The following is a 24,995-nucleotide window of genomic DNA, read 5'->3' as shown; positions in this document are numbered from 1 at the left end:
CACAAGACGGCAGAAGCCGCAGGCCGACGCACCCTCCCCTCGGGCCTGCGGACATTAGCGAAGCTGTCCGGTCCTGTCTTGCCCCTCGGCATGACGCTCGCGCGTGATCTCGATTCCGACGGCGCCGGGTCCCAGCTCGAGCTTTTCCACCCGCACCGTGACGCGTCGCACCCGTTGGTCCGACAGGACATCGGCCGCCAGCTTGACCGCCAACGTCTCCACGAGGTCCGTATGCGGCCGCTCGGCCAGGAGCCGGATGGCATCGATGATGAGATCGTAGGAGTAGATATCCCCCATCGACTGCGGGTCATCGCGGAGCCGGTCGATGTCGGCCTCCACCGAAAAGCGCACGTCCTGACGCCGGCCGCGCTCGTGGCCATAGGCGCCGATCTCCATCGGCAGCACAAAGTCGCGCACGAAGATCCGGTCGCCTGGGCCGCGCGGAGCCTCTCTGGGCGCGCCACCGTCACGCGGCAGCAAGGCGCGGACGCGCGCCACCGCCGCGGCATCGATGGCATCGTCGCGGCTGCCTGCCGTCAGCGCCCCTCGGAAGCCGAGATAGTCCGGCTTCAGCACCACGAGGCGGGGGATGTCCGGCTCTTCGAGGGAACCGGCAAGGCCGCTCATCAGCGACAGGTCGCGGCAGCGGTTAACGAAGCTGTGCAGGCGCGACAGGCTCAGGTGAGCGAGCAGCCGGCCGCTCTCCTTGCCCAGCGTGTCGATCATCGCACCCTGGAAGCCGGCATCGCGCAGGAGCGGCAGGAGCGAGAAATCCGGATCGCCATCGGCGAAGAACACCGCAATGAGACCCGTCTCACCGGCAAGATCCGCCAGCGCCTCGATCACGGCGCGCCGCGCCGCGCCGGGTGCCGGAAACAGGCCGATCTTGACGAAGTCGGCATCGCTGCGCTCTGCGACGGCGGCACGTACGATCGCCGGCTCCATCGGCAGATCGCCGGCAACCGCGGACACCGGGCGGCGCCCCGCCACCACGGCAATGGTTTCGGCGAGTACAGACACCGCCACGGCGCCGAGCGCGCCGCGGGCCGGATCCTTCAGGTCGATGAAGTCGGCGCCGCCCTCCAGCGCCACCAGCGCCTCAGTCGGGCCGGTGACGCTGGCCAGAAGCCGCGTCACCGCACCGCCTCGATCTGCTTCTTCAGCGTGTTGTGCCAGAGGTAATGGAGGCCGCGATTCCAGCTCTCTTCGGTGTTGGAACGGATGTCGGCACTGCCCCGAGCCAGCGCCTTGCCGCTCTTCACGTCGAAGGCATAGGCGTTGATGTTGAGGATGAGATTCGAGACCTTCTGCACCGTGCCGGTGACCGCGATGTCGGCGCCGATTTCGCGGGCCAGGGTCACAGCACAGTTGCCGCAGGACTGCAGGTTCTGCGACTGCGCCTTCGAGCGCACCGGCGCGATGTCGACGAGCGCCAGATTCGCCTCGTCCTTCATGTCCTCACCGAGCATCGGCGCCATCCGGGCGAGCCGCGCCTGCTCGCCGGGATTCTGGCCCATCATCTGCCCTTCGAGGCTGGAATCGATCAGTTCGAAATCGAAGATGGCGACCTTGCGCTCGGCTGCGCTGGCAGGCGCGGCAAGGAGCACGCCCCACAGGGCAGCAGCCAGAACGGGAAAAAGTCTCGCTTGCTTTCGCAGCACCGGATCGTACCTCATAGCCTCGATCTTAGGCGCCGGGACCGCGCCGAACAACGACCAATCCGTGTGGCTTGTGGAGGCGGGCAACGGATCGAGGAGGTGACAGATGCTTCGCAGGGCTTTCGATCGAATGCCGCGCCGCCTGGCCGCAGCGGCTCTCGTGGGCTGCATCCTCACGGCGCCCGCTGCCGCCTTCGCGCAGCAGCCGCCGGCATCGCCAGGCTCTGCCGCGCCAGCCCCTGTCCCGCCGGCCGCCGGGGCGAAGGGCGGCACGATCCAGATCGGTTACCTCCGGACCTATGAGCGCACGCTCGCCCTCTCGGCGCTGGATATTCCGCCCGAGAACATCGGCATCGCGGGCGCCGAGCTCGCGATTGCCGATAATGACACGACCGGCCGCTTCATGGGCCAGGCCTTCAAGCTGGATGCCAAGACGCTGGCGCCGGGGGAGGATGCCGTCGCGGCCGCACAGGCCCTGTTGCAGGATGGCGTCCGCTTCATCGTCACCGATCTGACGGCGGAAGACACGCTGAAAGTGGCGGACGCGGTGCGCGATCAGGGTGCCACGGTCCTGAACGCCGGGGCAACCGACGACAGCCTGCGCGAGGAGAACTGCCGCGCCAATGTCATGCACACGGCGCCGACGCGCTCGATGCTCACCGATGCGCTCGCCCAGTACCTGATCTGGAAGCAGTGGCGGAACTGGGTGCTGATTTCGGGCGAGCACCCGAACGACGTCCTCTTCGCCGAAGCGCTGAAGCGCTCCGCCACCAAATTCGGCGGCAGCATCGTCGAGGAGCGCATCTTCAAGGACACCGGCGGGGCAAGAGCCACCGATTCCGGCCAGGCGCAGGTGCAGCGGCAGATTCCCGTCTTCATGCAAGGGCTGCCCGACCACGACGTCGTGCTCGTCGCCGACGAAAGCGAGGTCTTCGGCACCTATATCCCCTGGCATACCTGGATCCCCCGGCCCGTAGCCGGCACGGCGGGCCTGCGCGCTTCCAGCTGGCACCCGGCCAGCGAGCAGTGGGGCGGCGCGCAGATGCAGAGCCGTTTCGAGAAGGCGGCGGGCCGGCGCATGGATGCCAAGGATATGCAGGCCTGGACGGCGGTGCGCACCGTCGGCGAGGCGGCGACGCGCACCAACTCGGTCGATCCGCAGAAGATCAACGATTATCTGCGCAGCCCGGAGTTCTCCATCGCCGCCTTCAAGGGGCAGAAGCTGACCTTCCGCGACTGGAACTGGCAGTTGCGCCAGCCGATCCTGCTTGGAGAGGCGCGTTCGGTGGTGAGCGACTCGCCGCAGGAAGGGTTTCTCCACCAGGTTTCGGAGCTCGATACGCTCGGCATCGACCGGCCGGAGACGAAGTGCGTCCTGGCGAAGTAGCGGCGTTTCGGCGGCGCGTTTGCATCAAGCCCGCCGGCTGCCGATAATCGCGCATCGAAAAACCGGAACCCGCGCGTGTCGATCCGCAGCCGCCTCCTCGCAGCGATCATTGTGGCTCTTGCCGCCATTGTGATGATCGGCGGCGTCCTCATCCATGGCCATATCCAGCGCAAGGTGGCGACGGAGATCGGCGCTGCACGCCATGTCGCATCCAACCGTGTGACGCAGTTGATCGGCCAGCTTCCGGCCGCGGCCGATCCGACGGCGCTGCTGACCGCCTTCGTGCAGGCGTTCAACGGCGACCGTCACATCCAGATCATGATGATCGATGCCGGCGGTGCGGTGCGGATGACCTCGCATCCCGCGAAGGCCGCTCAGGCCATGCCGGAGTGGTTCTACGCAGCCTTCGCGCCGCATGCAGGCGCGACGGTCATGCCGCTGTCGGGCAGTGCTGCGCCGATCGTCGCGGCCGTCGTCGCCGTGGATCCGCGCAATGAGCTGGCCGAGGCCTGGGACGAGATCTGGCTGCTGCTCGCGCTGCTCGGCCTCTTCGTCGCTGCCTGCTTCGTGCTGATCTATCTCGTCGTCGGTCAGGCCCTAAGGCCGCTTGGGGAGCTCTCCACCGCCTTTCAGCGGATCGGCGGCGGTGACTATGCCACCGCGCTCGCCGTCAGGGGCGCGCCGGAACTGGCGAACCTCGCGGCGAGCTGCAACGCCATGGCCGTGCGGCTGGCCGAATTCGACCGCAACAACCGCCGGCTCGCCGAGCAGCTGCTGCGGCTGCAGGACGAGGAGCGCGCCGAGCTCGCCCGCGACCTTCATGACGAGGTCGGCCCCTTCGTCTTCGCCATCGACGTCGATGCCGGCGAGATCGCGCGGCTGGCGAGATCGGCCGGCAGTTCCCCCGGCGCCGTCGAGGAGCGCGCCATTGCCATCCGGCAGGCGGCCCGCCATGTCGGCCTGCATGTGCGCCGCATCCTTGGCACACTGCGCCCGGGAACCCTGCCCGCCCTCGGTCTGAAGGCTGCCTTGGAGGGTCTTGTTGCCGAACTCGGCCTGCGCCACCGCGATGTCACCTTCCGCCTTGATGTCGCCGATGCGGACCGGGGGCCGGAAGCGGAGACCCTGCTCCATCGGGTGATCCGGGAGGCCGTCAGCAACGCGCTCCGCCATGCCCGGCCGACGCTGATCCGCATCGTCGTCAGCGACGAGGCCGACGGCTCAACGCGCTTTGCCGTCACGGACGATGGCGGCGGCTTCGGAGCGGCCACCAATCACGGTTCCGGCTATGGGCTCATCGGCATGCGCGAGCGCGTCGAAGCTGCCGGTGGAACCCTGCTTGTTCGTCCGGTCGCCCTGCCGCCCGGCGTGTCGATCGAAGGACGCCTGCCAGCACCGGCGGCAGAGCACCTCGAGCTGGCGCCGGCTCTCCAAGGGCGTGCAGCGTGAAGATCCTCATCGTCGACGATCATATGGTGGTGCGCGAAGGCGTGCGGCGCCTCGTCGCCACGGTGGCAACCGCGATCACCGAGGCGGAGACGCCGTCGGAGGCGTTGGCCGCCTTCCGGCGGCAGCGCCCGGACGTCGTCATTCTCGACATCAACCTGAAGGGCGGCAGCGGACTGGAAGTGCTGCGTCGGCTGCGCGCCGACGATCCGGACGCGCGCATCGTCGTCTTCAGCATGTATTCCGACATCGCCTATGCCGCCTCGGCGCGGCGGGAAGGTGCCCTCGGCTATGTCGCCAAGAGCGCGCCATCGGACGACCTTCTCACCGCCATCCGGAAGGCGGGACGCGGCGAGCCTTTCGTCGATGGCGAGACGGCGCTGGCGATGGAGACCCTCGGCCAGGGTGACAGCGATCCCACGGCATCGCTCTCGCCGCGCGAGGTGCAGATCCTCCACATGCTCGGCGAGGGCCACAGCCTCACGGAGATCGCGGAGGGACTTGGTGTCGCCTACAAGACGATCGCCAACACCTCCACCCGGATCAAGGAGAAGCTCGGCGTCGAGCGCACCTCCGACCTCATCCGCATCGCCATCGAGACCGGGGGCGGGCGGATGCTGCGCCGCGAGCCGCGCGAGAGCTGAGCCGGCCGCCGCGACGGACCCGCCTGACGGGAATATATCCCATTGGCGGCGACGCGAGCTGGCGTCTAGCCTCCTGTCCAGAGGGATGGGACGGGTCGCTGGCGCCGTATGTCCGGCATGGACATTGCGCGGCAGCTGCCTCTGGGATGGAGGATGTCTTGATGAGGACGATGCTTCGCGCCGCGGCCCTCGCCGCGCTGCTGATCTCCGGCACGGCCTTTGCCGCCGACGATGACGACGAGGAGATGGCCTCCGCCGAGGAGACGCAAAAGGTCGCCGCTGCCATCGCCAAGATCGGCTGCAAGTCGGAGACGGTGGAGAAGGAGAGCGCCAGCCTCTACGAGGTCGACGATGCGATCTGCGAGATCGGTCAGTACGACATCAAGCTGAACGGCGCGTTCAAGATCACCTCCATCACGCTGGACGAATGACGGGGCGGGCGGCGCTGCCAGCCGCCGATGCCATCTGGCGCGTGGCCGGGACAGCGTCGTAGGCTCGTTCTCCGGCCGGGAGACCGGCAGCCGCATCAGAGCTCTGAAGAGCCATCGGGAGGATTCATGCAGAGATTGATCGCAGCCGCGCTGCTTTCGAGCGTCGTTTTCAGTGCTCAGCCGGCTTCGGCCTACAAGCTCTTCGTCACCAACGAGAAGGGCAACGACATCACCGTCATCGATTCCGACGGCTTCCAGGTGGTCCACACCTTCCGTGCGGGCCAGCGGCCGCGCGGCATTGCCGCCAGCCCTGACGGCAAGAGCATCTATGTCTGCACCTCCGACGACGACATCATCAAGGAATTCGACACCGCGACCTACGCCTTCAAGCGGACGCTCCCGTCGGGTCCCGATCCCGAGCTCCTGGTCGTATCACCGGATGGAACCCGCCTCTATGCGGCCAACGAAGACGATAATCTCGTCACCGTCATCGATCTGAAGACCGGCGAGCGTCTCGCTGAAATCCCGGTCGGCGTCGAGCCTGAAGGCATGGGGATTTCCCCGGACGGGCAGACGATCGTCAATACGTCAGAAACGACGAACATGGCGCATTTCATCGATCGCGACAGCCAGCAGATCACCGCCAATGTCCTCGTCGATTCGCGGCCGCGTTTCGCGCAGTACAAGTCTGACGGCTCCGAGGTCTGGGTGTCGGCCGAGATCGGCGGCACCGTGTCGGTGATCGACGCGGCGACGAAGGAGATCAAGAAGAAGATCAGCTTCGAGATCGCCGGCATCCGCGCCGAGGCGATCCAGCCGGTCGGCATCAGGATCACCCCGGACGACACCAAGGCCTATATCGCGCTTGGACCTGCCAATCGCGTCGCCGTGGTCGATGCCAAGACCTTCGAAGTGACGGACTACCTCCTTGTCGGCCAGCGGGTCTGGCAGATGGCCTTCTCGCCGGATGCCAAATACCTGTTCACGACCAACGGCATCTCCAACGACATCTCGATCATCGACGTGGCCAATGACGAGGTCACGCAGTCCGTCCAGGTGGGCGAGCAGCCATGGGGCGTCGCCGTCGCCGACGTCAAATAGCCGGCCGTCGTGGCGGCGGCAGGGCCAGGATTTCTGAGGAGGAACCATGTTGAACAAAGCCGTATGGATCGCCCTGATGGCGGGGACCTTCATCCTCGCTCCGCTCGCCACCGCCTCGGCGCAGGGCACCGGGAAGACCGTGGAGATGCCTGGCAACGACCAGGACAACGACAACGATGAGGCCGCCAAGACGACCACCGGCGCTGCCGCAGGACAGCCGGGCGCTGCGGCAGCGGACGATGATGACGACGACGATGACGCCCCGGCGAGCGGCGGCGCGGCCGCGGCGGGCGACGACGATGATGACGATGACGGCGCGGCATCGATGATCCCGCCGGCGAGCGGCCTCAAGATGATGCCGAACTCGGAGCTGATGCCGGCCAGCGCGCTGAACGGCGACCAGATCGGCCTGCCGAAGGTTTCACTGTCCTCGCAGATCATCACCCCGCTGGTCATCGGCAAGGGCGGCGATCCATACGCCGTCAGCGCCAAGGACTTCGTGCTGCGCGCTGGCCAGCCTTATCGCTGGGACATCGTCTCGGAGGGCGACGTCGAATACAAATGGCATGCGCCGGACTTCTTCCGGAACGTCTGGAACAACCAGATCGTCATCGCCGACCGCGAGATCCACATGGACGGCTCGCCGGCTTGGCTGGAATACGACGCCAAGGGGCCGATCACGATCCAGTTCCAGACCATCCGCCCGGGCCGTTACGACTGGTATGTCGAAGGCCTCGATAAGGACCACGACATGAGGGGAACGATCACCGTCGTTCCGTGATCCGCTGGGTTCTTCGATCAACGGCCTGCCGCGACCGCGGCAGGCATGACTGCATTGGGTGGAACGGCGAACTGCGCTACATCAGCTCCATGAACGTTGCAGCCGGCACCAGAGAACAAGCATGCTGACAGCGGCGCCTCCGCCGGCACTCGAGATCGAGGGTGTGAGCCATTCCTATGGCTCGCGAAAGGCTCTCGACGATGTCTCCTTCGAGGTCCCGAGCGGCAGTTTCACGGCCTTGCTCGGACCAAACGGTGCCGGCAAATCGACGCTGTTCTCGCTGATCACCCGGCTCTTCGTCACCCGCCACGGCGCGATCCGCATTCTCGGCCGCGACCTTGCCGCCGAACCTGGCGAGGCGCTGCGCCGGCTCGGCGTCGTCTTCCAGGCGCGCACACTCGACCTCGATCTCTCCATTCGCCAGAACCTCGTCTACCATGCCGCGCTGCACGGCGTTCCGCGGCGGCCGGCGCTCGCCCGCATCGATGAGATCCTTGCCGGCTCCGACCTGCTCGAGCGGCTCGGCGACAAGGCCCGGCACCTGTCCGGCGGACAGCTGCGGCGTGTCGAGATCGTGCGTGCCTTCATGCATCGCCCGCAGCTCATCCTTCTGGACGAGCCGACCGTCGGCCTCGATATCCGCTCGCGCGCCGAGATCGTCGCGGAGGTGCGCCGGCTGGTGCGCGAGGAGCAGGCCAGCGTCCTCTGGGCGACGCATCTGATCGACGAGATCGACGAAAGCGACAGCGTGGTCGTGCTGGATCGCGGCCGGGTGCTGGCAAAAGGCCCTGTGTCGGAGGTCGTCGAAGACGAGCATGCCGGCTCAATCCGCGAGGCGTTCTCGCGCCTCACCGGCATGGCAGTGCCGGCCAGCGACCGGGAGGCCGCCGCATGAGCAGCGCCCATCTGCCTCTCCCCGCCGCGAGCCCAGCACGCGGCTTCTCGGCGAGCCACTATCTCGTCTGCTTCAAAGGCATCGTCTGGCGCGAGGCACTGCGCTTCCTGCACCAGCGCGAGCGTTTCATCTCGGCGCTGGTGCGCCCCCTGCTCTGGCTGTTCATCTTCGCCGCCGGCTTTCGGCAGGTGCTCGGCGTATCGATCGTCGCGCCCTACAAGACCTACATCCTCTATGAGGTCTATATCGCGCCGGGCCTTGCCGGCATGATCCTCCTGTTCAACGGCATGCAGACCTCGCTGTCGATGGTCTACGATCGCGAGACAGGCTCGATGAAGACGCTGCTGGTCAGTCCGCTTCCGCGCTGGTTCCTGCTCGTCTCCAAGCTCGTCGCGGGCGTGGCCGTTGGCGTGGTGCAGGTCTACGTGTTTTTCGCGATCGCTTGGTTCTGGGAGGTGCGGCCCGCACCGATGGGCTACATCACGGTGCTCCCGGCACTGATCCTTGCCGGGCTGATGCTCGGTGCGCTCGGTATGCTGCTCTCCTCCCTGGTCAGCCAGTTGGAGAACTTCGCCGGCGTGATGAACTTCGTGATCTTCCCGATGTATTTCGCGTCTTCGGCGCTCTACCCGCTGTGGCGGGTGCGGGAATCGAGCCCCCTCCTCTATGACATTTGCCTCGCCAACCCGTTCACCCATGCGGTGGAGCTGATCCGCTTTGCCCTTTACGGGCAGCTGGATCCAACGTCTCTCTGGGTGACGCTCGGTTGCACCGTGGTCTTTCTCGGCGGGGCCGTGATCGCCTATGATCCGGCACGCGGCGTCATCGGACGCAAGCGCGGCTGACACGGCCGGGCGCGACTGCGAGCGGCGAGCTCGCTTCGCTCCGACGGCGATGTTGCGCAGGGGCCTCGGCACGGGAGAGCCGAGGCAGAACGGAATGACGGGGAGGAACAGCCATGCCGAGACAGACCATCGCCCGCAGCGGCTTTGCCCTTCTATCACTGGTGCTTGCCAGCGCAGCTTTGGCGCAGACCGAGCCACGGCAGATTCCCGAAGGGTTCGTGCTGCCCGGCCCGGCTCCAACGGGTGGCGGGGCTGCAGCGCCCGCGTCCCCGCCTCCGGCACCTGCGGCAGGAGCGACCGCGCCGGCCGGGACGAAGGCAACGGCTGAACCGGTCGGTGTTGCCACAGCCGAGGCGAAGGCCAAGGGGCCGAGCTGGCCCTGCGTCCAGCGGCGCGTCGATGTCGTTGCGGCCGCGCAGGTTTGGCGCGGACCGGACCTGGAAAGCGCGGGAGCAACGGCACGCACGCCGGAGATGCAGCGGCTGGTCGACGAAGTCGCCGCACGGCGCCTGCCGCTGCCGGAGGCACAGAAGCGCGTCACCAACTTTGTAAAATCGCTCCCCGAAGCCGATCGGGCAGCGGCCGCGACGGCTTTGTTCGCCGATCTTCTGGTCAAGATGAATGGCGAGCGTGCCGAGATCATCGGCGGGATCGAGCGTTATGCCGAGCGCCAGAAAGCCTTGGCGACGAAACTCCGCGACGAGAACGCAGCACTCGACAAGCTTCGAGCCGACACGAAGACGACCCCGGAGGAACTCGATGCCGCCCAGCAGGAAATGCTGTGGAACGACCGCATCTTCGAGGAGCGCCGGCAGTCGCTGACCTATGTCTGCGAGGTGCCGCAGCTTATCGAGCAGCGGCTCTTCGCACTCGGTCGATCACTGGCCGACGCGCTGTAGCGCCGCTCCGGAAGACGTCGTCGAGAGGCAGAGTATTGAAATGGCGGAGGTTCCTCCGCCGCACCCCTACCCGTGATGACCCGGCGGCAGCCTACATCACCGGCCCCGCGGACGCGCCATTGTCGCGGTAAAAGGCCATGGCATAGGCAGCGGTGCGCTCATAGGGCGCGAAGATCCTGTCATTGGGATCTCGACCGAGCGTGATGTCGATCCGCATCCGCGGCTGAACGTCGTTGTCGGCCGTGCGATTGATCCGGTCTTCCTCGAACTCGCGGATGCGATGCAGAATCTCATTGACGATCTCCTCGTCATTGACCTGGAAAGAGCGCCGGAATTCCAGGCTCTGCACCGGCAGCTCGGTCAGCGGCTCGGCGATCAGATGATCGGTTCGCTCATGGGACTGCTCGAAGGTGGAGCCGGCATGGACGCCGGCATAGACCGGGATATCCGGTACGATCGTCGTGATCATCCGCGGCCGTTCGGGCTCGACATGCAGATATGGATCGATCACGCGGCCGAGCGTGCTCGCAGGACCGTTCGTGCCGGCCAGAACGCTGGCGGCCGTCGGGATTGCGATCGTGGCGGCCTCATCGACGAAGCTCGATTCGGCAGGCCCTCGGGTCTGGAACACGGGCGGAGCAGCGGCGAAGGCTGCCGCAGGCACAGCCGTGCCGTCGATTCCGTCCGGCGCGTCGTCCATCGCCGCCGTATCATGCGTCTCAAGACCCCACTGCCCCATGCCGATGGAGCCGAACGGGTCGTCCAGGGGTGAGAGCGTGTTCGGCTCACCCACCGGCTCAGCGGCCCCGAGGGTCGGCAGCTCGACATAGGTTGATGCCGCGAGCGCGGGCGCCAGCACGTTCAGCGACTGCGGAACATCGGTGATCTCTTGATCGAAAGCGCCGCCTCCGTCGAAGAAGGCCGAGTAAGGAAGCAGCACAGGCGCTGCCGCGGCTCCAGGCTCCTCGGCGCTGAGAAGGCCGCCGGCAGCGTGATCCACGCTCGGATGCCCGGCATCATGACCGTGGTCTCCGGCCTCCGCATGACGGGCGCTGCCGGCACTGAAGCTCGGCATCGTCGCGGAGCCTGACGCGGCGGATCGGGCATAGGCATGCAGGACGTCATTCGTTGAGAGCGCCGATCGGGGCGTGCGTTCCGACAGGGCGCCGAGCGAGGCCGCGACACCTGCCACAGGGGCAGCCGCCGCGCTCGGCACCGTCGGCGGCCCGAGAACCGCCGTGCCGCCGCCGGCAGCGGTACCCTTGCTGATGAGGTTCGGCGATGCGGCCCACGAACGGGCGACACCGGTTATGCCTGCAACACCGCTCATGGTGTCTCCGAGATCCAATCATTGGACGGGAGCACTGTGCCTGAGGATGCTGAGAAAGCTCTCTGCGCAATCATTCGCATTTTAGGGATAGCGTCATTTGACGCGCTGCCGGCAAGCAACGCGGCAGCGTGCTTGCCAAAACCGGAATCGTCCAGTGTCTGAAGCTAGCTGTATGCCGGCCTTATAGTTGTGCGCGGGCGCGGACTGCTGATCGTGGGCAGCACGATGCCTGCGACACCGGCTCGCAATGTCTCCGCGTCTCAGAGCACCCGGAATCCATAGCGCGCGGACATCCGCAGCACGGTGATGCGGTGATTATCAGGCCGCGGCCATGTCGATGCCCCTACTCGTCGGGGCGCGGCGCCGGTTCGCGTGGCTCCAGCGGCAGCCCGGCCTCGGCCCAGCCGTCAGTCCCGTCGGGATACCAGATGACCGAGCTGTAGCCGGCAGCAACGGCGCGCTTGGCTGCGTTCCAGCTCATCCAGCAATCGCGCTGGCAATAGAAGACGACGGGCTTGGCCGGATTGCCCATGGTCGCGGCTCGCAGCCCGTCCATGAGATAGGTCTCCATCACCGGCGCAAGGGCGCCGTAGCCGGTATCGACCAGCCAGACCGAACCGGGGATGTCGCTGCGCGGCTTCGGCCGCCAAACCGTGCCCTCCGGCAGGCCCTTCGGCTTCGGCGCCCGCGGCAGCACATCGATGAAAGGCACTTTGGCTCGCCACAGCCGCTCGGCCTCCGGCGTCGTGACGACACGAGCGCCAGCCAGCGTCGCGGGCGTTGGCGCGCGGTATTCGTCGGTGCGATAGCCGCTCGGCTCCGGCACGGGCTGAGCTGTATCGGTGCGAGCTGCGGCGCCTACAGCGGGCTCAGCGGTACCGCCAGGCGCTGCCGACTCCGCGAGGAGAGGCGGCGTGCCGGCACCAGACGGGCCCGCCCCCGGTCGAGAATCGCTCCGGCCGTCAGGTCCGCCGCGGTCCTTCTCACCGAGCTCACCGAGGCGGACCTGTGCGGACCCCGCATCCTGCCCGGACGAAACGGCCGCCACCGCGGCCACGCTGGTCCGGCCAGCGCCGTGATAGGACGCCGGCGTCGCAGCGCCCGCGACAGCACCTCCGTCAGCGGCAATGAGGCAGAGGTTAAGCAGCAACGCCCCCCGGCTTCCCAACGGCCACAGCCGCCTGTGCCGGAGGTGCAACACCGTCAGGGCGTCCCGCTGGCGGGCGCCGGACTGGCCGGCGCCTGGCTCGTCTGCGATCCGCCTTCGGCCGCCGGCACCGCTGACTTGCTCGCGATCGGGCGATCCTGCTCGTCCAGCAACGGCACGCCGAAGGACAGCAGGATGTCGTTGATCGCGTCCTGGTTCTCACGGATCACGCGGTTCAGGGTGCGCTTCCACTCCTGGTCCTGCGGCCGTACGCCCATCGTGATGCGGAAGACAGTTGCCGGCCCCTTCGGCTCATGCACCAGCGGTATGACGCGATAGGGCTTCTGCGCATGCTGCGCGTAGTAGCCGGCCATCGGCCCCCACAGGATCGCTGCATCGATCGTGCCGGCGTCGAGATCGTGGATCATCGCCGCCGCCGAATTGTCGAAGCGCGTATCGATCATCAGTTGATAGGGGCGCGCCTTGCCGATCAGTCCGGCCCTGGCGAGGTAGGTGGCAGGCGGCGTTCCCGCCACGATGCCGATCCGCTTGTCCTTCAGCTGCGGATCTTCGATACGCTCCACCCCGTCAAACGCCGCGCCTTCCGGCACAACCAGGGAATAGGCCGTGCGATAATAGGCATTGGTGTTCTGAACCTGCTCGTCACCCTGCGGATAGCTCATGATGATGTCGCAGCGATTGGATCGCAGCGTCATCCGCACGAAACCGGTTACCTGTGGGAAGTAGGTATAGGCGACGGACGAGCGGCCGAGCTTGCCGGCAAGGAAACGGGCCAGCGCCTGCTCGAATCCCTCCTCCTTGTCGTTGGAGAAGGGCATATTGTTGGGGTCGGCGCAGACCCGCAGCACGTTCGGGTCCACGAGTTCGATGGCGCCGCCGAACTCCCGATCCTGCGCGTGGCCGGCCGACACGCCGGCCAGCCACAGGACGCCCGCCAGGGCGGACAGGATCGATGATCGGCGGCTACGCATTGTCATCAGAATCCCAGGCAATCGTACTCGGCCTTCTGCCCGGCCTCGTTCTTGGGGGGCCGCTTCGGCTCGCCGCGGCCGAGAACGCCGTCGGCGCGGCCGCGCAGATAGATATAGATCGCATCGAGCGAGCACATCACGTTCGGATCCTCGCCCCAGGCCGGCATGACCGAGTTGCCGGACGGGTTCCACTTGTTCTGCTGGCCGTTGACGACGATGCCGGCGAAGGTGAAGTAGTCGATATTCTGCAGCTCTTCCGTGAGGTTCGGCGCGAAAGACGAGCCGAGGCCGTCCGGCCCGTGGCACTGCAGGCAGTTGGCGCCGTACTTCTTGAAGCCGCGCCAGGCATACCAGTCGGCTGTGCCGTCGGCGGAGAGATTGTAGACCGGATTGCCGGCGGGATCGACGAACTTGCCTTCGTCGCCTTCGGTCGCCTTGTTGCCCTCCTTCTTGGTGTCGGCAGAAGGCGAAGCGTCGATCTTGGCGCCCGGTCCCTCGGCCATGGCGACCTCGCCGGAGGCCGCGGCGTCCGCAGGCGCGGCAGCGCCGTCTACGGCCGGCGCCTCGGCGGCGACCGGAGCGCCGGCCTGACCTGCAGGGGCGGCGCTATCGGCGGCAGGTGCCGCAGTTCCGGCGGCGGGCGCAGCCGGCGCGGCGGCGCCTTGCGGCACGATGGTTGTTCCGGCAGCGGCCGGGGCATTGTCCTGCGCCACTGTCAGGCAGGTGGAGGTCAGCAGGAAGGCGCCCGCAAGGCCCAGCAGTCGAGACGTCATGTCAGCCTCTTGATTTCCGTTCGCACAGCCGGCCGCCGGAGACCGGCATGCGCATGTCACGCAAACTTGGACAGGGAAAGAAAAGGCCCGGCGTGCAGCGGACAGCCGTACGTCGGGCCTCGTGAACGGGGGATCCCGATGCGATCACCGAGATCCCATGCATGCGACGCTTACTTGCTCGCCGTCTGGTCCGGCACGGTGAAGACCGTCAGCTGACCGCCGAGCGCCGTGTACTTGGACAGGGCAGCGTAACCGCCGACCGCGCCGAGACCGGCATTTGGGTCCGTCAGGCCGGCTGCGAGACCGATGCCGGCCCAGCCGCCGACGCCCGACAGGATGCCGACATACTGCTTGCCTTCATGCTCATAGGTCATGACGTTGCCGATGATGCCGGACGGCGTCTTGAACTTGTACAGCTCGTCGCCCGTCTTGGCGTCGACTGCCTTCAGGTAGCCTTCGAGCGTACCGTAGAAGACGATGCCGCCCTTGGTGGCGAGAGCACCCGACCACACTGAGAACTGCTCGGGCAGCGACCAGACGATCTCGCCCTTGCCGGCATCCCAGGCGATGAAATTGCCCATGCCGCCATGGCTGTTCGGTGCCGGATACATGGAGAGCGTCGCGCCGACATAGGGCTGTCCGGCCGTATAGGCGACGCGGAACGGCTCATAGTCCATGCAGACGTGGTTGGTCGGCACGTAGAAGAGCTTGGTGTCCGGCGAGTAGGAAGCCGGCTGCTGGTCCTTGGTACCGAGGGCCGCAGGGCAGATGCCGGTGGAGTTGACGTCCTCGCCGTTCTGCTCGGTCGAGTACTGCGCCACCACCTGCGGACGGCCGTACTGGTCCGAGTTCTTGTCCATGACGACCTCGGTCGCCCAGTTCACGGCCGGGTCGTACTTCTTGGCGACCAGGAGTTCGCCCGTCTCGCGGTTCATCGTGTAGGCGAAGCCGTTACGATCGAAGTGCACGAGCGCCTTGGTCGGCGTGCCATTCACGTCGATGTCCGCGAGGATCATCTCGTTGACGCCGTCGAAGTCCCACTCGTCATGCGGGGTCATCTGGTAGACCCACTTGGCCACGCCCGTGTCGGCATCGCGGGCGAAGATGGTCATCGACCACTTGTTGTCGCCCGGACGCTGCGAGGGGTTCCAGGTCGAGGGGTTACCGGAGCCGTAATAGATGAGGTTCAGCTCGGGGTCATAGGAGAACCATCCCCAGGTGGTGCCGCCGCCGATCTGCCACTGATCGCCTTCCCAGGTCTTCAGCGAGGAGTCCTTGCCGACCGGCTTGCCGAGCGACATGGTCTTCTCCGGATCCATCAGCATCTCGGCATCAGGACCGGTCGAGTAGGCCCGCCAGGCCTTCTTGCCGTCGGAGAGATTGTAGGCGGTCACCGAACCGCGCACGCCGAACTCGCCGCCGGAGATGCCAACAAGGACCTTATCCTTGAAGACCATCGGAGCGTCGGTGCCGGTCTCACCCTTGGACGGGTCGCCATTCTTCACCGACCAGAGCTGCTCGCCCGTGTCGGCATTCAGCGCCACGAGCGTCGTGTCGGCCTGATGGAGGATGATCGTGCCCGGCTTGCCGTCGGCGCCGGGAGCGTAGGCGACGCCGCGGTTGACGGTGTCGCAGCACATCACCGGAATGACGCTCGGATCCTGCTTGGGCTCGTAGCGCCACTTGATGGCACCGTCCTCTTTCAGATCAAGCGCATAGACGATGTTCGGGAACGGCGTATGGACATACATCGTGTCGCCGACCACCAGCGGATTGCCTTCGTGGCCACGCAGCACGCCGGTCGAGAAGGTCCACGCCGGGACCATGCTCTTGACGTTGTCCTTGTTGATCTTGTCGAGCGTGGAGTAGCGCGTCGCAGCATAGTCGCCGGTCGGCATCACCCACTGCTTGGCGTCCTGAGCCAGCGTTCGGAGTGCGTCGTTCGCCGAGGCGGACGCGCAGAAGCCGACGATCATCGTCGCTGCGAGGGCCGCTCTGGTCATTGATTTCAGCATCGATCTTTCCCTCCCAAAGGAACAAATCTCAGAGCGCACGCATCGACGGGCACGTCGACGTAGAAACGCCTATGACTGTCATGGGGAAGGTTTCCGGCAGCGTGTCACGACCCCGACAGGGGTCTTGGTGGGCACCGTTGAAAGTCGCCCCACCGAGGCCTTCGAGATTCGCGGATGCTCCCAACATCCGCGACCTTGAAGCCGGAAACCATGGGAAAATGCTAGAACGGCAGATAATGAAGCGCAAGCTGTGAGGCGCAGAAATATTTCCCGCACCGCATCATGACTGCATGTTGCATCGCAGCAATATAAGCTGCGCGCCAATCTATACTGCGCGCCGCGGCGGTGTATTGCGGCATCGGCATCAAGCGGCTAAAATCAGTGTCGACAATCAACAGCAACGCTGAAGGCGTTTTCCGCATCGGGTGTCCGATCGAAGCGCCGAAATCATATGCAAGACTTCCCAACTGAAACCTGAAGTGGCAGATCGGACTTTCTGGAAACCCCGCGCAACTGCGGGAGCAGCCATTTGGATTGGAGAGCCAGAGGATGCCGCTGGCGCCGAACGTCGGCGGAATCCTGTCTAATTTGCGTCACGTCTCCCTCGGCTCGACGCCGCTGACGTTCGAGCGAGCGGTCTGGACGCCGCTGCCGGCTCATGCATCTGATTGGGCGGGCACTATCTTTGGTCGCAATGATCAAGCCGCAGCCGCTATGATTCGACTGCAGGCATCACGATGCGATTGAACCCTGCTTCGGAGGAATGCCCATGCAACCTCACCGTCGACAGCCGATCATGCTCCGGAATTGCCGTAGACGCTGGCTGGCCATCGCTGCCGCACTTCTCTCTGCCGCCCTTCTGCCGGCGACGGCGGACCGTTCAGCCGCAGCTTCGCCTGAGGAAGTCGCCGCTGCCGACTCGGCCTGGCCGGGTCTCGTCACCGATGTTTTCGACGGCCGGCCGATGCAGGATGGCGCCGGCATCATCACGCTCGAGGCACCCGCGCGGGCAGCCGACCCGGCGCTCGTTCCCGTGACGTTGACGCTCGACCCGGCAAAGGCGATCCGCAAGGTCACGCTGGTGATCGATGAAAACCCCTCGCCGGTCGCCGCCACCTTCACCATCGGCGAGAAGGCCGGCCTGACGCAGCTGTCCACGCGCGTTCGCGTGAACGCCTATACCGATATCCACGCGGTCGCAGAAGCAGCCGACGGCACGCTCTACATGGTCAAGCGCTTCGTGAAGGCGGCGGGCGGCTGCGCGGCACCGGCCGGCAAGGATCCCGAACTCGCGGCGCGCGAGATGGGACAGATGAAGCTGCGGCGCTTCCCACCGGATGCCGCCAATGGCGGACGCAGCGAGGCGCAGCTGATGATCCGCCACCCCAACAATTCGGGCCTGCAGAAGGATCAGGTGACGCTTCTCTATATTCCAGCGCACTTCATCACCGACCTCACCGTCTCACGGGACGGGCAGCCGGTCTTCACCATGAGCGGCGGCATCTCCATCTCTGAGGATCCGAGCTTCCGCTTCGACTACGCAGCGGACGGAGGCCCCGGCACCTTCGCCGCGATGGCGAGGGACACCGAGGGCAAGGTCTGGGAGAAGACGTTCACACAGGGTGACTCCTGACGTAGGCGCAGCGCCGCGGTGCGGGGTGTGCGCCGGAACGTCCCGAACGACCGACGGACTCGCGCATCGAGCCGATGCGAGGCTGCAGCCTGCCTGTGGCGGCGGCGCGAGGCTGCCGCCACAGGCAGGCAGCTTATCGCCGGCGCCAGCTATTCGAAGCAGCGTATCTCGGCTTCGGCCTGCGCGCGTCGGAGGTCACCGATGGCGGCCTTCGATTCCTCGGAGGTCTTGAACAGGGCGCCCTTCTCCCCGACCACCTGTCCCATCGACAGGAAGGTCGAGGCCTCCACATAGCGGTCGTACGAGATCAGCGAAGCCACGACATCGAAGGAGCAGGAACAGCGCTCCAGCGCCTGGCGCGTGTTGCCGTTGGTCTGCATGCAGCCGAACACGTAGTCGGCCGTGGCGTCGGTGGGGAAATCGTCGGCCGCCTCGGCAGGCAACGACTGTGCCAGCATGATCGCGGCCGCAGCCGCCAGTGATGATAAGGTCGTCATCTCGTTCCTCCCGCTGAGCCGCGGCGCGCTCCTCGCCTCAGCGCGCGTGCCGGATGAAGGTGCCGAAGGCGCGCGGCCCGTCTCCGACCTCGGCCTCGCCGACTTTGGTCAGGCTGTCCGTGTCGATCTTGATCAAGAGATTGTCGAACCAGCAGGCGACATAAACGAAGCGCTCGTCCGAACCAACGCCGATACCTTCCGGATATTCACCAACCTCGATCGACTTCAATATCTTGCCGCTCGCCTGGTCGAAGACGCCGACCGTGCCGGCATACTGATTGGTGACGAACACCTTGCCGGCCGCAGCGACGGTATCATACGGCCTCAGTTCAACCGGAACGGTGCTGGTCACGCTGCGCGCTGCGACATCGACCACGCTGACGCTGTTCGAGCCGACATTGGCGGCATAGACGGTGCGGTTGTCGGCCGAGAAACTGACGCCGAAGGGTCGCTCGCCCACTTTGACCGAGCCGACCACCTCCAGCGTCTTGGCATCGATGAAGGACAGCTGGTTGGAGTCGCGATCGGCAGTGACGATCAGCGCGCCGTCGCTGGAGACCGCAACGCCCGAGGGCGAGTTGCCGGTCTGGATGGTGCGCGTCACCTTGCCGGCGTCCGGATCCACGACCAGCAGCGAGTGAGAAAACCAGTCGGCGACATAGACCGGCGCGCCGGACGGATGCACCGCGACTCCGAGCGGGCCGCCGCTGAGCTTGATCTGCTTGATCACCATGTCCGCCATGGCGTCGATCACGGTCAGCATCTTGCCTTCCGGGCTCGTCACATAGACGCGGGCGCCGTTCGGCGTGATGGCGATACCCGCCGGCTTGCCGCCGATCGGCAGCGTCTTCGTCACCGTCATCGTGTCGAGATCGACGATGGAGAGATCGTCGCTCGACTGGTTGGTCACAAAGGCGGTATCGCCCGCGCGGACCGCGGGCGCTGTTGCAAACAGGGTGGCGAGCGCCAGAAGCCCGGCGCCCGCGATGGTGGGAAGGCTGCGCATAGGATCAGGAGCCGGATTCCACCGCCTGCTTCAGTCCTTCCAGCGCCGCGTGCGAAAAGGCCTGCACCGCCTTGATGGCAGCCTCTTCGTTCAGCTCCGGCGGCGGATCGTTGTTGGGGTAGCCGCGGTAGAAGGCGCTACGCCATTCCACCTGCGCGCGCTTGCCGCCCTCAAGAGGCTTCACCGTCAGATAGGACGAGTAGTTGGTGACGGGCAGCACCTTGACGTCGACCTGCGGCAGCAGCGTCGCATACATCATCTTGGCCGCGTCATACTTATAGAGCGACTCCGTCAGCGTTCCGCCACTCTTCAGCGTCGCCGTCCGTGTCTGGTCGACCTTGTTGCCGGCCTCACCTTCGGTCTTGGCGACGAGCGGATTCCAGGACAGGTCGTTGAAGTTCTCGATGCGCTTCCAGACTTCGGCCGGTGTCGCGTTGATCTCGATGGTTTCGGTGTGCTTCTGCCGTGTCGGCCCATGCGCGAGGGCAAGCCCCGGCATGATCATGAGAGCCAGAAGCGCAGCGATGATGCGTGCTGCCACGATGTCGTCCTCCTCGACTGCGGCCGTTGCGCCGAACGCACCCAGCCTGCGGAAACACTAGAGCAGTTCCCGGCCCGAGGGAAAGACGCTTTCGCCGCCCGAGCCTCTCTGGTTGCCGTCACGCACAACGGAAGGCTCCATTCGTCGGCAGGACCAGCCCGCCTCGTGAGCCACCCTGTTTGACACGGGACGACGCACTCGTAAGCTCGACCACTTTCGTGAAAGGATGCGCCGCATGAGCCGCTTCCCGAGCATCCTTCTTGCTCTCGTCATCACAGCCACCAGCCTTGCTGGCGAGCGCGCTGCATGGGCGCAACAGCGCAGCGACAGCGTCGCGCCCGAGGCGGCCAGCACCGCAGCGGCCCCTCGCGCGGCTGTTGCCGCCTCGACGCAGATGGTGGTGGCCGCAAACCCGCTGGCGGCCGAAGCCGGCCTCGCGGTGCTGCGCGACGGCGGCAATGCCATCGACGCGATGGTCACGGTGCAGCTGGTGCTCGGCCTCGTGGAGCCGCAATCCTCCGGCCTCGGCGGTGGCTCCTTCCTCGTTTACTTCGACGCGGCGGCGAACCGCCTGACCACCTTCGACGGCCGCGAGACGGCACCGCGGGCGGCGACGCCGCAGCTCTTCCTTGACGCGGGCGGCAAACCGCTGGCCTTCTTCGATGCCGTAGTCGGCGGGCGCTCCGTCGGCACGCCCGGAACGGTCAAGCTGCTCTACGAGACGCAAGCGCGCCACGGCCGCCTTGCCTGGCGTCGGCTGATCGAGCCAGCCGTGACCCTCGCCGAGGCTGGCTTCACGGTTTCGCCGCGGCTGGCCTCGCTGATCGCCGAAGAGGGCGACCGCCTGAAGACCGATCCCGATGTCAGCGCCTATTTCTTCGATGCCGCCGGCGCCCCGCTGAGGGCCGGCATGCGCCTAACCAACCCCGCTTATGCGCAGACCCTGCGAACCATCGCGGCTGAGGGTGCCGCGGGCTTCTACACCGGCCGGATCGCGGCCGACATCGTTGCCGAGGTCGCCGGCCATACCGCCAATCCCGGCAAGCTGTCACTGGAGGATCTGGCGAGCTACCGCATCGTCGAACGGGAGCCGGTCTGTGCACCCTATCGCGGCCTTGATGTCTGCGGCATGGGGCCGCCCTCCTCCGGCGCCCTGACGGTTGGCCAGATCCTTGGTCTGATCGAGCCCTATGACATCGCCGCACTCGGGCCCACGAGTGCGAAAGCCTGGCGGCTGATCGGCGATGCCTCGCGCCTCGCTTTTGCGGATCGCGGCCGCTACATGGCTGATATCGACTTCGTCCCGATGCCGCTGAAGGGCCTTCTCGACACGGCCTATCTCGCCGACCGCGCCAAGCTGTTGTCCTCCGATCGGGCACTCCCCAGCGAGACCGCAACTGCCGGCGAACCGCCCTGGGATCATGCCGAGCTGCGCGGGGACGGCGCTCCGATCGAACTGCCGTCCACGAGCCACTTCGTCATCGTCGACCGCGACCGCAACGTCGTCTCCATGACGACGACGATCGAGAACGGCTTTGGCTCGCGCCTGATGGTGGACGGCTTCCTCCTCAACAACGAGCTGACCGACTTCTCCTTCGAGACGCAGGAGGGTGGACGGCCGATCGCCAACCGGGTCGAGCCGGGCAAGCGCCCGCGCTCCTCAATGGCGCCGACGATCGTGATGAAGGACGGCAAGCCGTTCATCGCCATCGGCTCCCCGGGCGGCAGCCAGATCATCGGCTACGTCGCCCAGGCGATCATCGCCCTTGTCGATTGGAAGATGGACGTGCAGGCGGCGGTCGCGATGCCGCACCTCCTCAACCGCTTCGGGCCGTTCGAAGTCGAAAAGGGAACGTCGGCGGAGCAGCTGACGCCGCAGCTCCAGGCGCTCGGCTTCACCGTCAAGCCGGTCGATCTCAACTCCGGCCTGCATGCCGTGGTGCTGGCACCGGACGGCCTGCGGGGCGGTGCCGACCCGCGCCGCGAGGGCGTGGCTGTCGGCGACTAAGACCCGCATCCCAGAAGCGGGTCACGAAAGCCGTGCGCATCGGGCGCTGACGCGATAAGGACGGTGCCGATGCGCCATTCGTCGGCGCCGTGTGAAGGATGATGCGATGAAGGCGATCTTCGTCCAGTTCAAGTGCCGCCCGGGCCGCGCCTATGCCGTGGCCGATGCGCTGGTCAGCAGCGTCGAGGAGATCTCCGAGGTCTATTCCACCTCCGGCCAGTACGACCTCCTGGCCAAGTTCTACCTCGACGACGATCGCGATCTCGGCCACTTCGTCACCGAGCAGCTGCAGACGCTGGACGGCGTCACCGACACCTTCACCACGGTTGCCTTCAAGGCATTCGGTGGCGCCGCACGCTGAGAGTGGCCATGGCCTTGGGCTGAAACAGCGTCAGGGCCGCGGTGCTGGCCCGACCGCCAGCCAGTCGGCGTCCTGGTGCTCGCCGAGCCGCGGAGCCGGACGATCGAGCGACAGACCAGCCTCCCCGAAGGTCAACGGCGTGCGCAGACCCGGCACGCCGCCGGGCGCGATCTGCAGCCCACGATGCACGATCTGCGGGTCGGCAAAGACGTCGGCGACGGTGTTGATCGGCCCCGCTGGGACCCCGGCGGCCTCGAGTTTTCCCAGGAGATCATCGCGCCGCCAGCCGGCGATGAGGTCGGCAAGGATCGGCACCAGCCTGTCACGATGGGCAACACGCCCCTCATTGCGGGCGAAATCGGGGTCAGTGCCAAGCTCCGGCGCCCCGAGGATCGCCGCCAGCCGGCCAAACTGGCCGTCATTGCCACAGGCTATGATGAGGTGGCCGTCTGAGACGGCGAAGGTCTGATAGGGCACGATATTCGGATGGGCGTTGCCGAGACGCGTCGGCGCAACGCCGCTGGCAAAGTAGTTCAGTGCCTGGTTGGCAAGGACGCCGGCCATGCAGTCGAAAAGCGCCATGTCGATATGCTCGCCGCGCCCGGTGCGCTCCCGCCGCGCCAAAGCGGCCTCGATGGCGACGACGCCGTAAAGGCCAGTGAAGATGTCTGCGAAGGCCACTCCGATCTTCTGCGGCTCGCCGGCGGGGTCGCCGGTCAGATCCATGATGCCGCCCATGCCCTGGATCATGAAGTCGTAGCCGGCCCGCGCGGCATACGGCCCGTCCTGCCCGAAGCCGGTGACCGAGCAGGTGATCAGCCGCGGATTGTCGAGGCTGAGGCTCGCATGGTCGAGGCCGTAGCGCTTCAGACCGCCGACCTTGAAGTTCTCGATGACGACATCGGCATGCCGTGCGAGATCGCGGATGCGCGCCCGCCCCTCCGGTGTCGAAAAGTCGGCGACCACCGAGCGCTTGCCGCGATTGCAGGCGTGGAAATAGGCGGCGGAGCGGTCCGGCGCACCGCCGGCCGGGTCGAGTCGCTCGATGAAGGGCGGTCCCCATTGGCGCGTATCATCGCCGGACGGGCTCTCGACCTTGATGACGTCGGCGCCAAGATCGGCGAGAGTCTGCCCGATCCAAGGACCGGCGAGGATGCGCGCCAGCTCCAGGACGCGCAGGCCACGCAGCGGCGGCTCGCGGCCGGGGTCCGTCAGGACAGTGGCGCTGTCGTTGCCGGCGCCCGCGGTCGGCTCTCCCGCCATCAGACGCTCTGCTCGCGCGCGGGAAAGCGCGCCTCGCCGAAGATGCGGCGATAGCGGGCGATGTCCTCAGGACGGCCAATCGCCTTGGCGGGGTTGTCCGACAGCTTCACCGCCGGCCGGCCGTCCACCTCCACCACCTTGCACACAAGCGAGACCGGATCGAGCGCCGCGTCGTGCTCCGGCGACAGGCCGCGGAAATCGTTGGTAAGATTGGTGCCCCAGCCGAAGCTCATCCGCACCCGCCCGTCGAAATGCCGGTACGCCGCCTCGATCGAATCGACGTCGAGCGCATCGGAGAAGACCAGCAGCTTGTCGCGTGGATCGACGCCGTGGCGCCGCCACCAGGCGATGATCTCCTCGCCGCCTTCGATCGGCGGCGCCGAATCCGGCCGCACGCCGGTCCACTGTGCGAACCGGTCCGGCGCGCCGGCGAGGAAGCCGGTGGTGCCGAAGGTATCGGGCAGAACGACCAGGAGGTTACCGCCATAGTAGCGCTCCCATTCGTCGAGCACGCGATAGGGCGCCTCGGCCAGCGCCTCGTCGCTGGTCGCGAGCGCCGCCATCACCATCGGCAGCTCATGGGCGTTGGTGCCGATCGCCTCGAGATCGGTGTCCATCGCCAGCAGCACATTGCTGGAGCCGATGAAGGCGTCACCCAGCCCTTCCTTCAGCGCCTCCACGCACCAGCGCTGCCAGAGGAAGGAGTGCCGCCGCCGCGTGCCGAAGTCGGAGATCCTCAGGTCGGGGAGCCGACGCAGCCGCTCGACCTTCTCCCAGATCCGCGCCTTGGCTCTGGCATAGAGAACGTCGAGTTCGAAGCGTCCTGCCGATTTCAGCGCGGCCCGCGAACGCAGCTCGTTGACAATCGCAAGCGCGGGGATCTCCCACATCGTCGTATGCGTCCACGGGCCTTCGAAGCGCAGCTCGAACTGCCCGTCGACATGCGAGAGCTCGTAGTCCGGCAGCGCGAAGCCGCTCAGCCAGTCCAGGAATTCCGGCCGGAAGATACGCGCGGTGCCGTAGAAGCTGTTGCCGGCGAGCCAGATCATCTCGCGCTTGGAGAAGCGCAGCGTGCGGGCATGGTCGAGCTGGGCGCGCAGCTCGCCTTCGTCGATGGTTTCGGCGAGCCTGATCCTGGTCGTGCGGTTGATCAGCTGGAACGTCGCCGCGACCTCGGGATGGATCCCGTGGATCATCTGCAGCATCAACAGCTTGTAGAAGTCCGTGTCGAGCAGGCTGCGGATGATCGGGTCGAGCTTGAACGTGTGGTTCCAGACCCGCGTGGCGATGTCGGTGGTCACCATCCCCGTGGCTCCTCCTTCTGATCGCCCAGTCGCTCGAT

General features: G+C 66.4%; 24 protein-coding genes. 12 read left to right on the top strand and 12 right to left on the bottom strand.

The features are described 5' to 3' along the window. Positions 1–54 precede the first annotated feature (54 nt). Both C0R46_RS13240 and C0R46_RS13235 read right to left on the bottom strand, forming a co-directional pair. Positions 55–1,137: a (5-formylfuran-3-yl)methyl phosphate synthase gene (locus tag C0R46_RS13240; RefSeq protein ID WP_102960119.1), complete on the bottom strand. Its 1,083-nt coding sequence runs from the start codon at positions 1,135–1,137 to the stop codon at positions 55–57. Further along, positions 1,134–1,676, bottom strand: a complete 543-nt coding sequence (locus C0R46_RS13235; RefSeq protein ID WP_102960262.1) for a DUF3280 domain-containing protein — start codon at positions 1,674–1,676, stop codon at positions 1,134–1,136. Before C0R46_RS13235 ends, C0R46_RS13240 begins: the two co-directional genes overlap by 4 nt. Positions 1,677–1,764: 88 nt before the next feature. Here C0R46_RS13235 and C0R46_RS13230 point away from each other — a divergent pair, with 88 nt between their 5' ends. The 9 genes from C0R46_RS13230 to C0R46_RS13190 all read left to right on the top strand — a co-directional run bounded on the left by C0R46_RS13230 (position 1,765) and on the right by C0R46_RS13190 (position 10,087). Beyond that, the gene (locus C0R46_RS13230; protein WP_245413572.1) at positions 1,765–3,045 is read left to right on the top strand and encodes an ABC transporter substrate-binding protein; all 1,281 of its coding nucleotides are present in this window, start codon (positions 1,765–1,767) and stop codon (positions 3,043–3,045) included. 75 nt (positions 3,046–3,120) lie between these two features. After that, complete coding sequence (locus C0R46_RS13225) at positions 3,121–4,494, top strand: HAMP domain-containing sensor histidine kinase (protein ID WP_102960117.1); 1,374 nt, start codon at positions 3,121–3,123, stop codon at positions 4,492–4,494. After that, on the top strand, positions 4,491–5,135 hold the full coding sequence (locus C0R46_RS13220) for a response regulator transcription factor (RefSeq protein WP_102960116.1): 645 nt from the start codon (positions 4,491–4,493) through the stop codon (positions 5,133–5,135). The genes C0R46_RS13225 and C0R46_RS13220 overlap by 4 nt, the downstream gene beginning before the upstream one ends. 161 nt (positions 5,136–5,296) lie before the next feature. Next, positions 5,297–5,566 carry a PepSY domain-containing protein gene (locus C0R46_RS13215; RefSeq protein ID WP_102960115.1) on the top strand — a complete coding sequence of 90 codons (270 nt, stop codon included), beginning with the start codon at positions 5,297–5,299 and terminating at the stop codon, positions 5,564–5,566. A 126-nt stretch (positions 5,567–5,692) separates the two neighbouring features. Further along, positions 5,693–6,667 carry a PQQ-dependent catabolism-associated beta-propeller protein gene (locus C0R46_RS13210; protein ID WP_102960114.1) on the top strand — a complete coding sequence of 325 codons (975 nt, stop codon included), beginning with the start codon at positions 5,693–5,695 and terminating at the stop codon, positions 6,665–6,667. A 46-nt stretch (positions 6,668–6,713) separates the two neighbouring features. Next, complete coding sequence (locus tag C0R46_RS13205; RefSeq protein ID WP_102960113.1) at positions 6,714–7,448, top strand: hypothetical protein; 735 nt, start codon at positions 6,714–6,716, stop codon at positions 7,446–7,448. A 121-nt stretch (positions 7,449–7,569) separates the two neighbouring features. Further along, positions 7,570–8,343, top strand: coding sequence for an ABC transporter ATP-binding protein (locus C0R46_RS13200; RefSeq protein WP_102960112.1), 774 nt, complete (start codon positions 7,570–7,572; stop codon positions 8,341–8,343). Next, positions 8,340–9,188 (top strand): ABC transporter permease, encoded by an 849-nt coding sequence (locus C0R46_RS13195; RefSeq protein WP_102960111.1) that lies wholly within the window; start codon positions 8,340–8,342, stop codon positions 9,186–9,188. The genes C0R46_RS13200 and C0R46_RS13195 overlap by 4 nt, the downstream gene beginning before the upstream one ends. Before the next feature lie 113 nt (positions 9,189–9,301). Next, entirely contained in the window at positions 9,302–10,087 is a 786-nt protein-coding gene (locus C0R46_RS13190) for a hypothetical protein (protein ID WP_102960110.1), read from the top strand. A 91-nt stretch (positions 10,088–10,178) separates the two neighbouring features. Here C0R46_RS13190 and C0R46_RS13185 read toward each other — a convergent pair whose 3' ends face one another. The 5 genes from C0R46_RS13185 to C0R46_RS13165 form a co-directional block, all read right to left on the bottom strand. Then, positions 10,179–11,417 carry a hypothetical protein gene (locus C0R46_RS13185; protein ID WP_102960109.1) on the bottom strand — a complete coding sequence of 413 codons (1,239 nt, stop codon included), beginning with the start codon at positions 11,415–11,417 and terminating at the stop codon, positions 10,179–10,181. A gap of 343 nt (positions 11,418–11,760) precedes the next feature. Further along, entirely contained in the window at positions 11,761–12,243 is a 483-nt protein-coding gene (locus C0R46_RS13180) for a PQQ-dependent catabolism-associated CXXCW motif protein (protein ID WP_245413571.1), read from the bottom strand. A 377-nt stretch (positions 12,244–12,620) separates the two neighbouring features. After that, positions 12,621–13,562 carry a substrate-binding domain-containing protein gene (locus C0R46_RS13175; RefSeq protein WP_102960108.1) on the bottom strand — a complete coding sequence of 314 codons (942 nt, stop codon included), beginning with the start codon at positions 13,560–13,562 and terminating at the stop codon, positions 12,621–12,623. Continuing rightward, positions 13,562–14,329 (bottom strand): c-type cytochrome, encoded by a 768-nt coding sequence (locus C0R46_RS21135; RefSeq protein WP_245413570.1) that lies wholly within the window; start codon positions 14,327–14,329, stop codon positions 13,562–13,564. The genes C0R46_RS13175 and C0R46_RS21135 overlap by 1 nt, the downstream gene beginning before the upstream one ends. A gap of 170 nt (positions 14,330–14,499) precedes the next feature. Continuing rightward, on the bottom strand, positions 14,500–16,332 hold the full coding sequence (locus C0R46_RS13165) for a methanol/ethanol family PQQ-dependent dehydrogenase (RefSeq protein WP_102960259.1): 1,833 nt from the start codon (positions 16,330–16,332) through the stop codon (positions 14,500–14,502). Between the two features lie 808 nt (positions 16,333–17,140). On the opposite strand from C0R46_RS13165, the gene C0R46_RS13160 reads away from it, so the two are divergent. After that, entirely contained in the window at positions 17,141–17,977 is an 837-nt protein-coding gene (locus tag C0R46_RS13160; protein WP_102960107.1) for a quinoprotein dehydrogenase-associated SoxYZ-like carrier, read from the top strand. Positions 17,978–18,126: 149 nt separating this feature from the next. On the opposite strand, the gene C0R46_RS13155 is transcribed toward C0R46_RS13160, so the two are convergent. From C0R46_RS13155 to C0R46_RS13145, 3 genes are read right to left on the bottom strand one after another with little or no spacing between them, the layout of a single operon-like run. Beyond that, the gene (locus tag C0R46_RS13155; protein ID WP_102960106.1) at positions 18,127–18,474 is read right to left on the bottom strand and encodes a hypothetical protein; all 348 of its coding nucleotides are present in this window, start codon (positions 18,472–18,474) and stop codon (positions 18,127–18,129) included. A gap of 37 nt (positions 18,475–18,511) precedes the next feature. Next, the gene (locus C0R46_RS13150) at positions 18,512–19,480 is read right to left on the bottom strand and encodes a YVTN family beta-propeller repeat protein (RefSeq protein WP_102960105.1); all 969 of its coding nucleotides are present in this window, start codon (positions 19,478–19,480) and stop codon (positions 18,512–18,514) included. Between the two features lie 4 nt (positions 19,481–19,484). Continuing rightward, positions 19,485–19,985 (bottom strand): SRPBCC family protein, encoded by a 501-nt coding sequence (locus C0R46_RS13145; protein WP_102960258.1) that lies wholly within the window; start codon positions 19,983–19,985, stop codon positions 19,485–19,487. Between the two features lie 262 nt (positions 19,986–20,247). Between C0R46_RS13145 and ggt the strand changes: the two genes are divergently transcribed. Beyond that, positions 20,248–22,029 carry a gamma-glutamyltransferase gene (gene ggt, locus C0R46_RS13140; RefSeq protein ID WP_102960104.1) on the top strand — a complete coding sequence of 594 codons (1,782 nt, stop codon included), beginning with the start codon at positions 20,248–20,250 and terminating at the stop codon, positions 22,027–22,029. A gap of 106 nt (positions 22,030–22,135) precedes the next feature. After that, the gene (locus C0R46_RS13135) at positions 22,136–22,390 is read left to right on the top strand and encodes an Lrp/AsnC family transcriptional regulator (RefSeq protein WP_102960103.1); all 255 of its coding nucleotides are present in this window, start codon (positions 22,136–22,138) and stop codon (positions 22,388–22,390) included. A 30-nt stretch (positions 22,391–22,420) separates the two neighbouring features. Here the strand turns inward: C0R46_RS13135 and C0R46_RS13130 are convergent, their stop codons facing one another. Both C0R46_RS13130 and pncB read right to left on the bottom strand, forming a co-directional pair. After that, positions 22,421–23,653, bottom strand: a complete 1,233-nt coding sequence (locus C0R46_RS13130) for a CaiB/BaiF CoA transferase family protein (protein ID WP_102960102.1) — start codon at positions 23,651–23,653, stop codon at positions 22,421–22,423. Next, positions 23,653–24,957 (bottom strand): nicotinate phosphoribosyltransferase, encoded by a 1,305-nt coding sequence (gene pncB, locus C0R46_RS13125; RefSeq protein WP_102960101.1) that lies wholly within the window; start codon positions 24,955–24,957, stop codon positions 23,653–23,655. Before pncB ends, C0R46_RS13130 begins: the two co-directional genes overlap by 1 nt. Positions 24,958–24,995 lie beyond the last annotated feature (38 nt).

Origin of the sequence: Mangrovicella endophytica (genome assembly GCF_002893625.1) — a bacterium.
Taxonomy (GTDB): Bacteria; Pseudomonadota; Alphaproteobacteria; order Rhizobiales; family Rhizobiaceae; genus Mangrovicella; species Mangrovicella endophytica.
This window is presented reverse-complemented; position numbering and strand designations above follow the sequence as displayed.

Coding starts and splice junctions, on each gene's coding strand:
- C0R46_RS13235 (WP_102960262.1), bottom strand. CDS start 1,676: ATGAGGTACGATCCGGTGCTGCGAAAGCAAGCGAGACTTTTTCCCGTT.
- C0R46_RS13230 (WP_245413572.1), top strand. CDS start 1,765: ATGCTTCGCAGGGCTTTCGATCGAATGCCGCGCCGCCTGGCCGCAGCG.
- C0R46_RS13215 (WP_102960115.1), top strand. CDS start 5,297: ATGAGGACGATGCTTCGCGCCGCGGCCCTCGCCGCGCTGCTGATCTCC.
- C0R46_RS13210 (WP_102960114.1), top strand. CDS start 5,693: ATGCAGAGATTGATCGCAGCCGCGCTGCTTTCGAGCGTCGTTTTCAGT.
- C0R46_RS13205 (WP_102960113.1), top strand. CDS start 6,714: ATGTTGAACAAAGCCGTATGGATCGCCCTGATGGCGGGGACCTTCATC.
- C0R46_RS13200 (WP_102960112.1), top strand. CDS start 7,570: ATGCTGACAGCGGCGCCTCCGCCGGCACTCGAGATCGAGGGTGTGAGC.
- C0R46_RS13195 (WP_102960111.1), top strand. CDS start 8,340: ATGAGCAGCGCCCATCTGCCTCTCCCCGCCGCGAGCCCAGCACGCGGC.
- C0R46_RS13190 (WP_102960110.1), top strand. CDS start 9,302: ATGCCGAGACAGACCATCGCCCGCAGCGGCTTTGCCCTTCTATCACTG.
- C0R46_RS13185 (WP_102960109.1), bottom strand. CDS start 11,417: ATGAGCGGTGTTGCAGGCATAACCGGTGTCGCCCGTTCGTGGGCCGCA.
- C0R46_RS13175 (WP_102960108.1), bottom strand. CDS start 13,562: ATGACAATGCGTAGCCGCCGATCATCGATCCTGTCCGCCCTGGCGGGC.
- C0R46_RS21135 (WP_245413570.1), bottom strand. CDS start 14,329: ATGACGTCTCGACTGCTGGGCCTTGCGGGCGCCTTCCTGCTGACCTCC.
- C0R46_RS13165 (WP_102960259.1), bottom strand. CDS start 16,332: ATGACCAGAGCGGCCCTCGCAGCGACGATGATCGTCGGCTTCTGCGCG.
- C0R46_RS13160 (WP_102960107.1), top strand. CDS start 17,141: ATGCTCCGGAATTGCCGTAGACGCTGGCTGGCCATCGCTGCCGCACTT.
- C0R46_RS13155 (WP_102960106.1), bottom strand. CDS start 18,474: ATGACGACCTTATCATCACTGGCGGCTGCGGCCGCGATCATGCTGGCA.
- C0R46_RS13150 (WP_102960105.1), bottom strand. CDS start 19,480: ATGCGCAGCCTTCCCACCATCGCGGGCGCCGGGCTTCTGGCGCTCGCC.
- C0R46_RS13145 (WP_102960258.1), bottom strand. CDS start 19,985: ATGATCATGCCGGGGCTTGCCCTCGCGCATGGGCCGACACGGCAGAAG.
- ggt (WP_102960104.1), top strand. CDS start 20,248: ATGCGCCGCATGAGCCGCTTCCCGAGCATCCTTCTTGCTCTCGTCATC.
- C0R46_RS13135 (WP_102960103.1), top strand. CDS start 22,136: ATGAAGGCGATCTTCGTCCAGTTCAAGTGCCGCCCGGGCCGCGCCTAT.
- C0R46_RS13130 (WP_102960102.1), bottom strand. CDS start 23,653: ATGGCGGGAGAGCCGACCGCGGGCGCCGGCAACGACAGCGCCACTGTC.
- pncB (WP_102960101.1), bottom strand. CDS start 24,957: ATGGTGACCACCGACATCGCCACGCGGGTCTGGAACCACACGTTCAAG.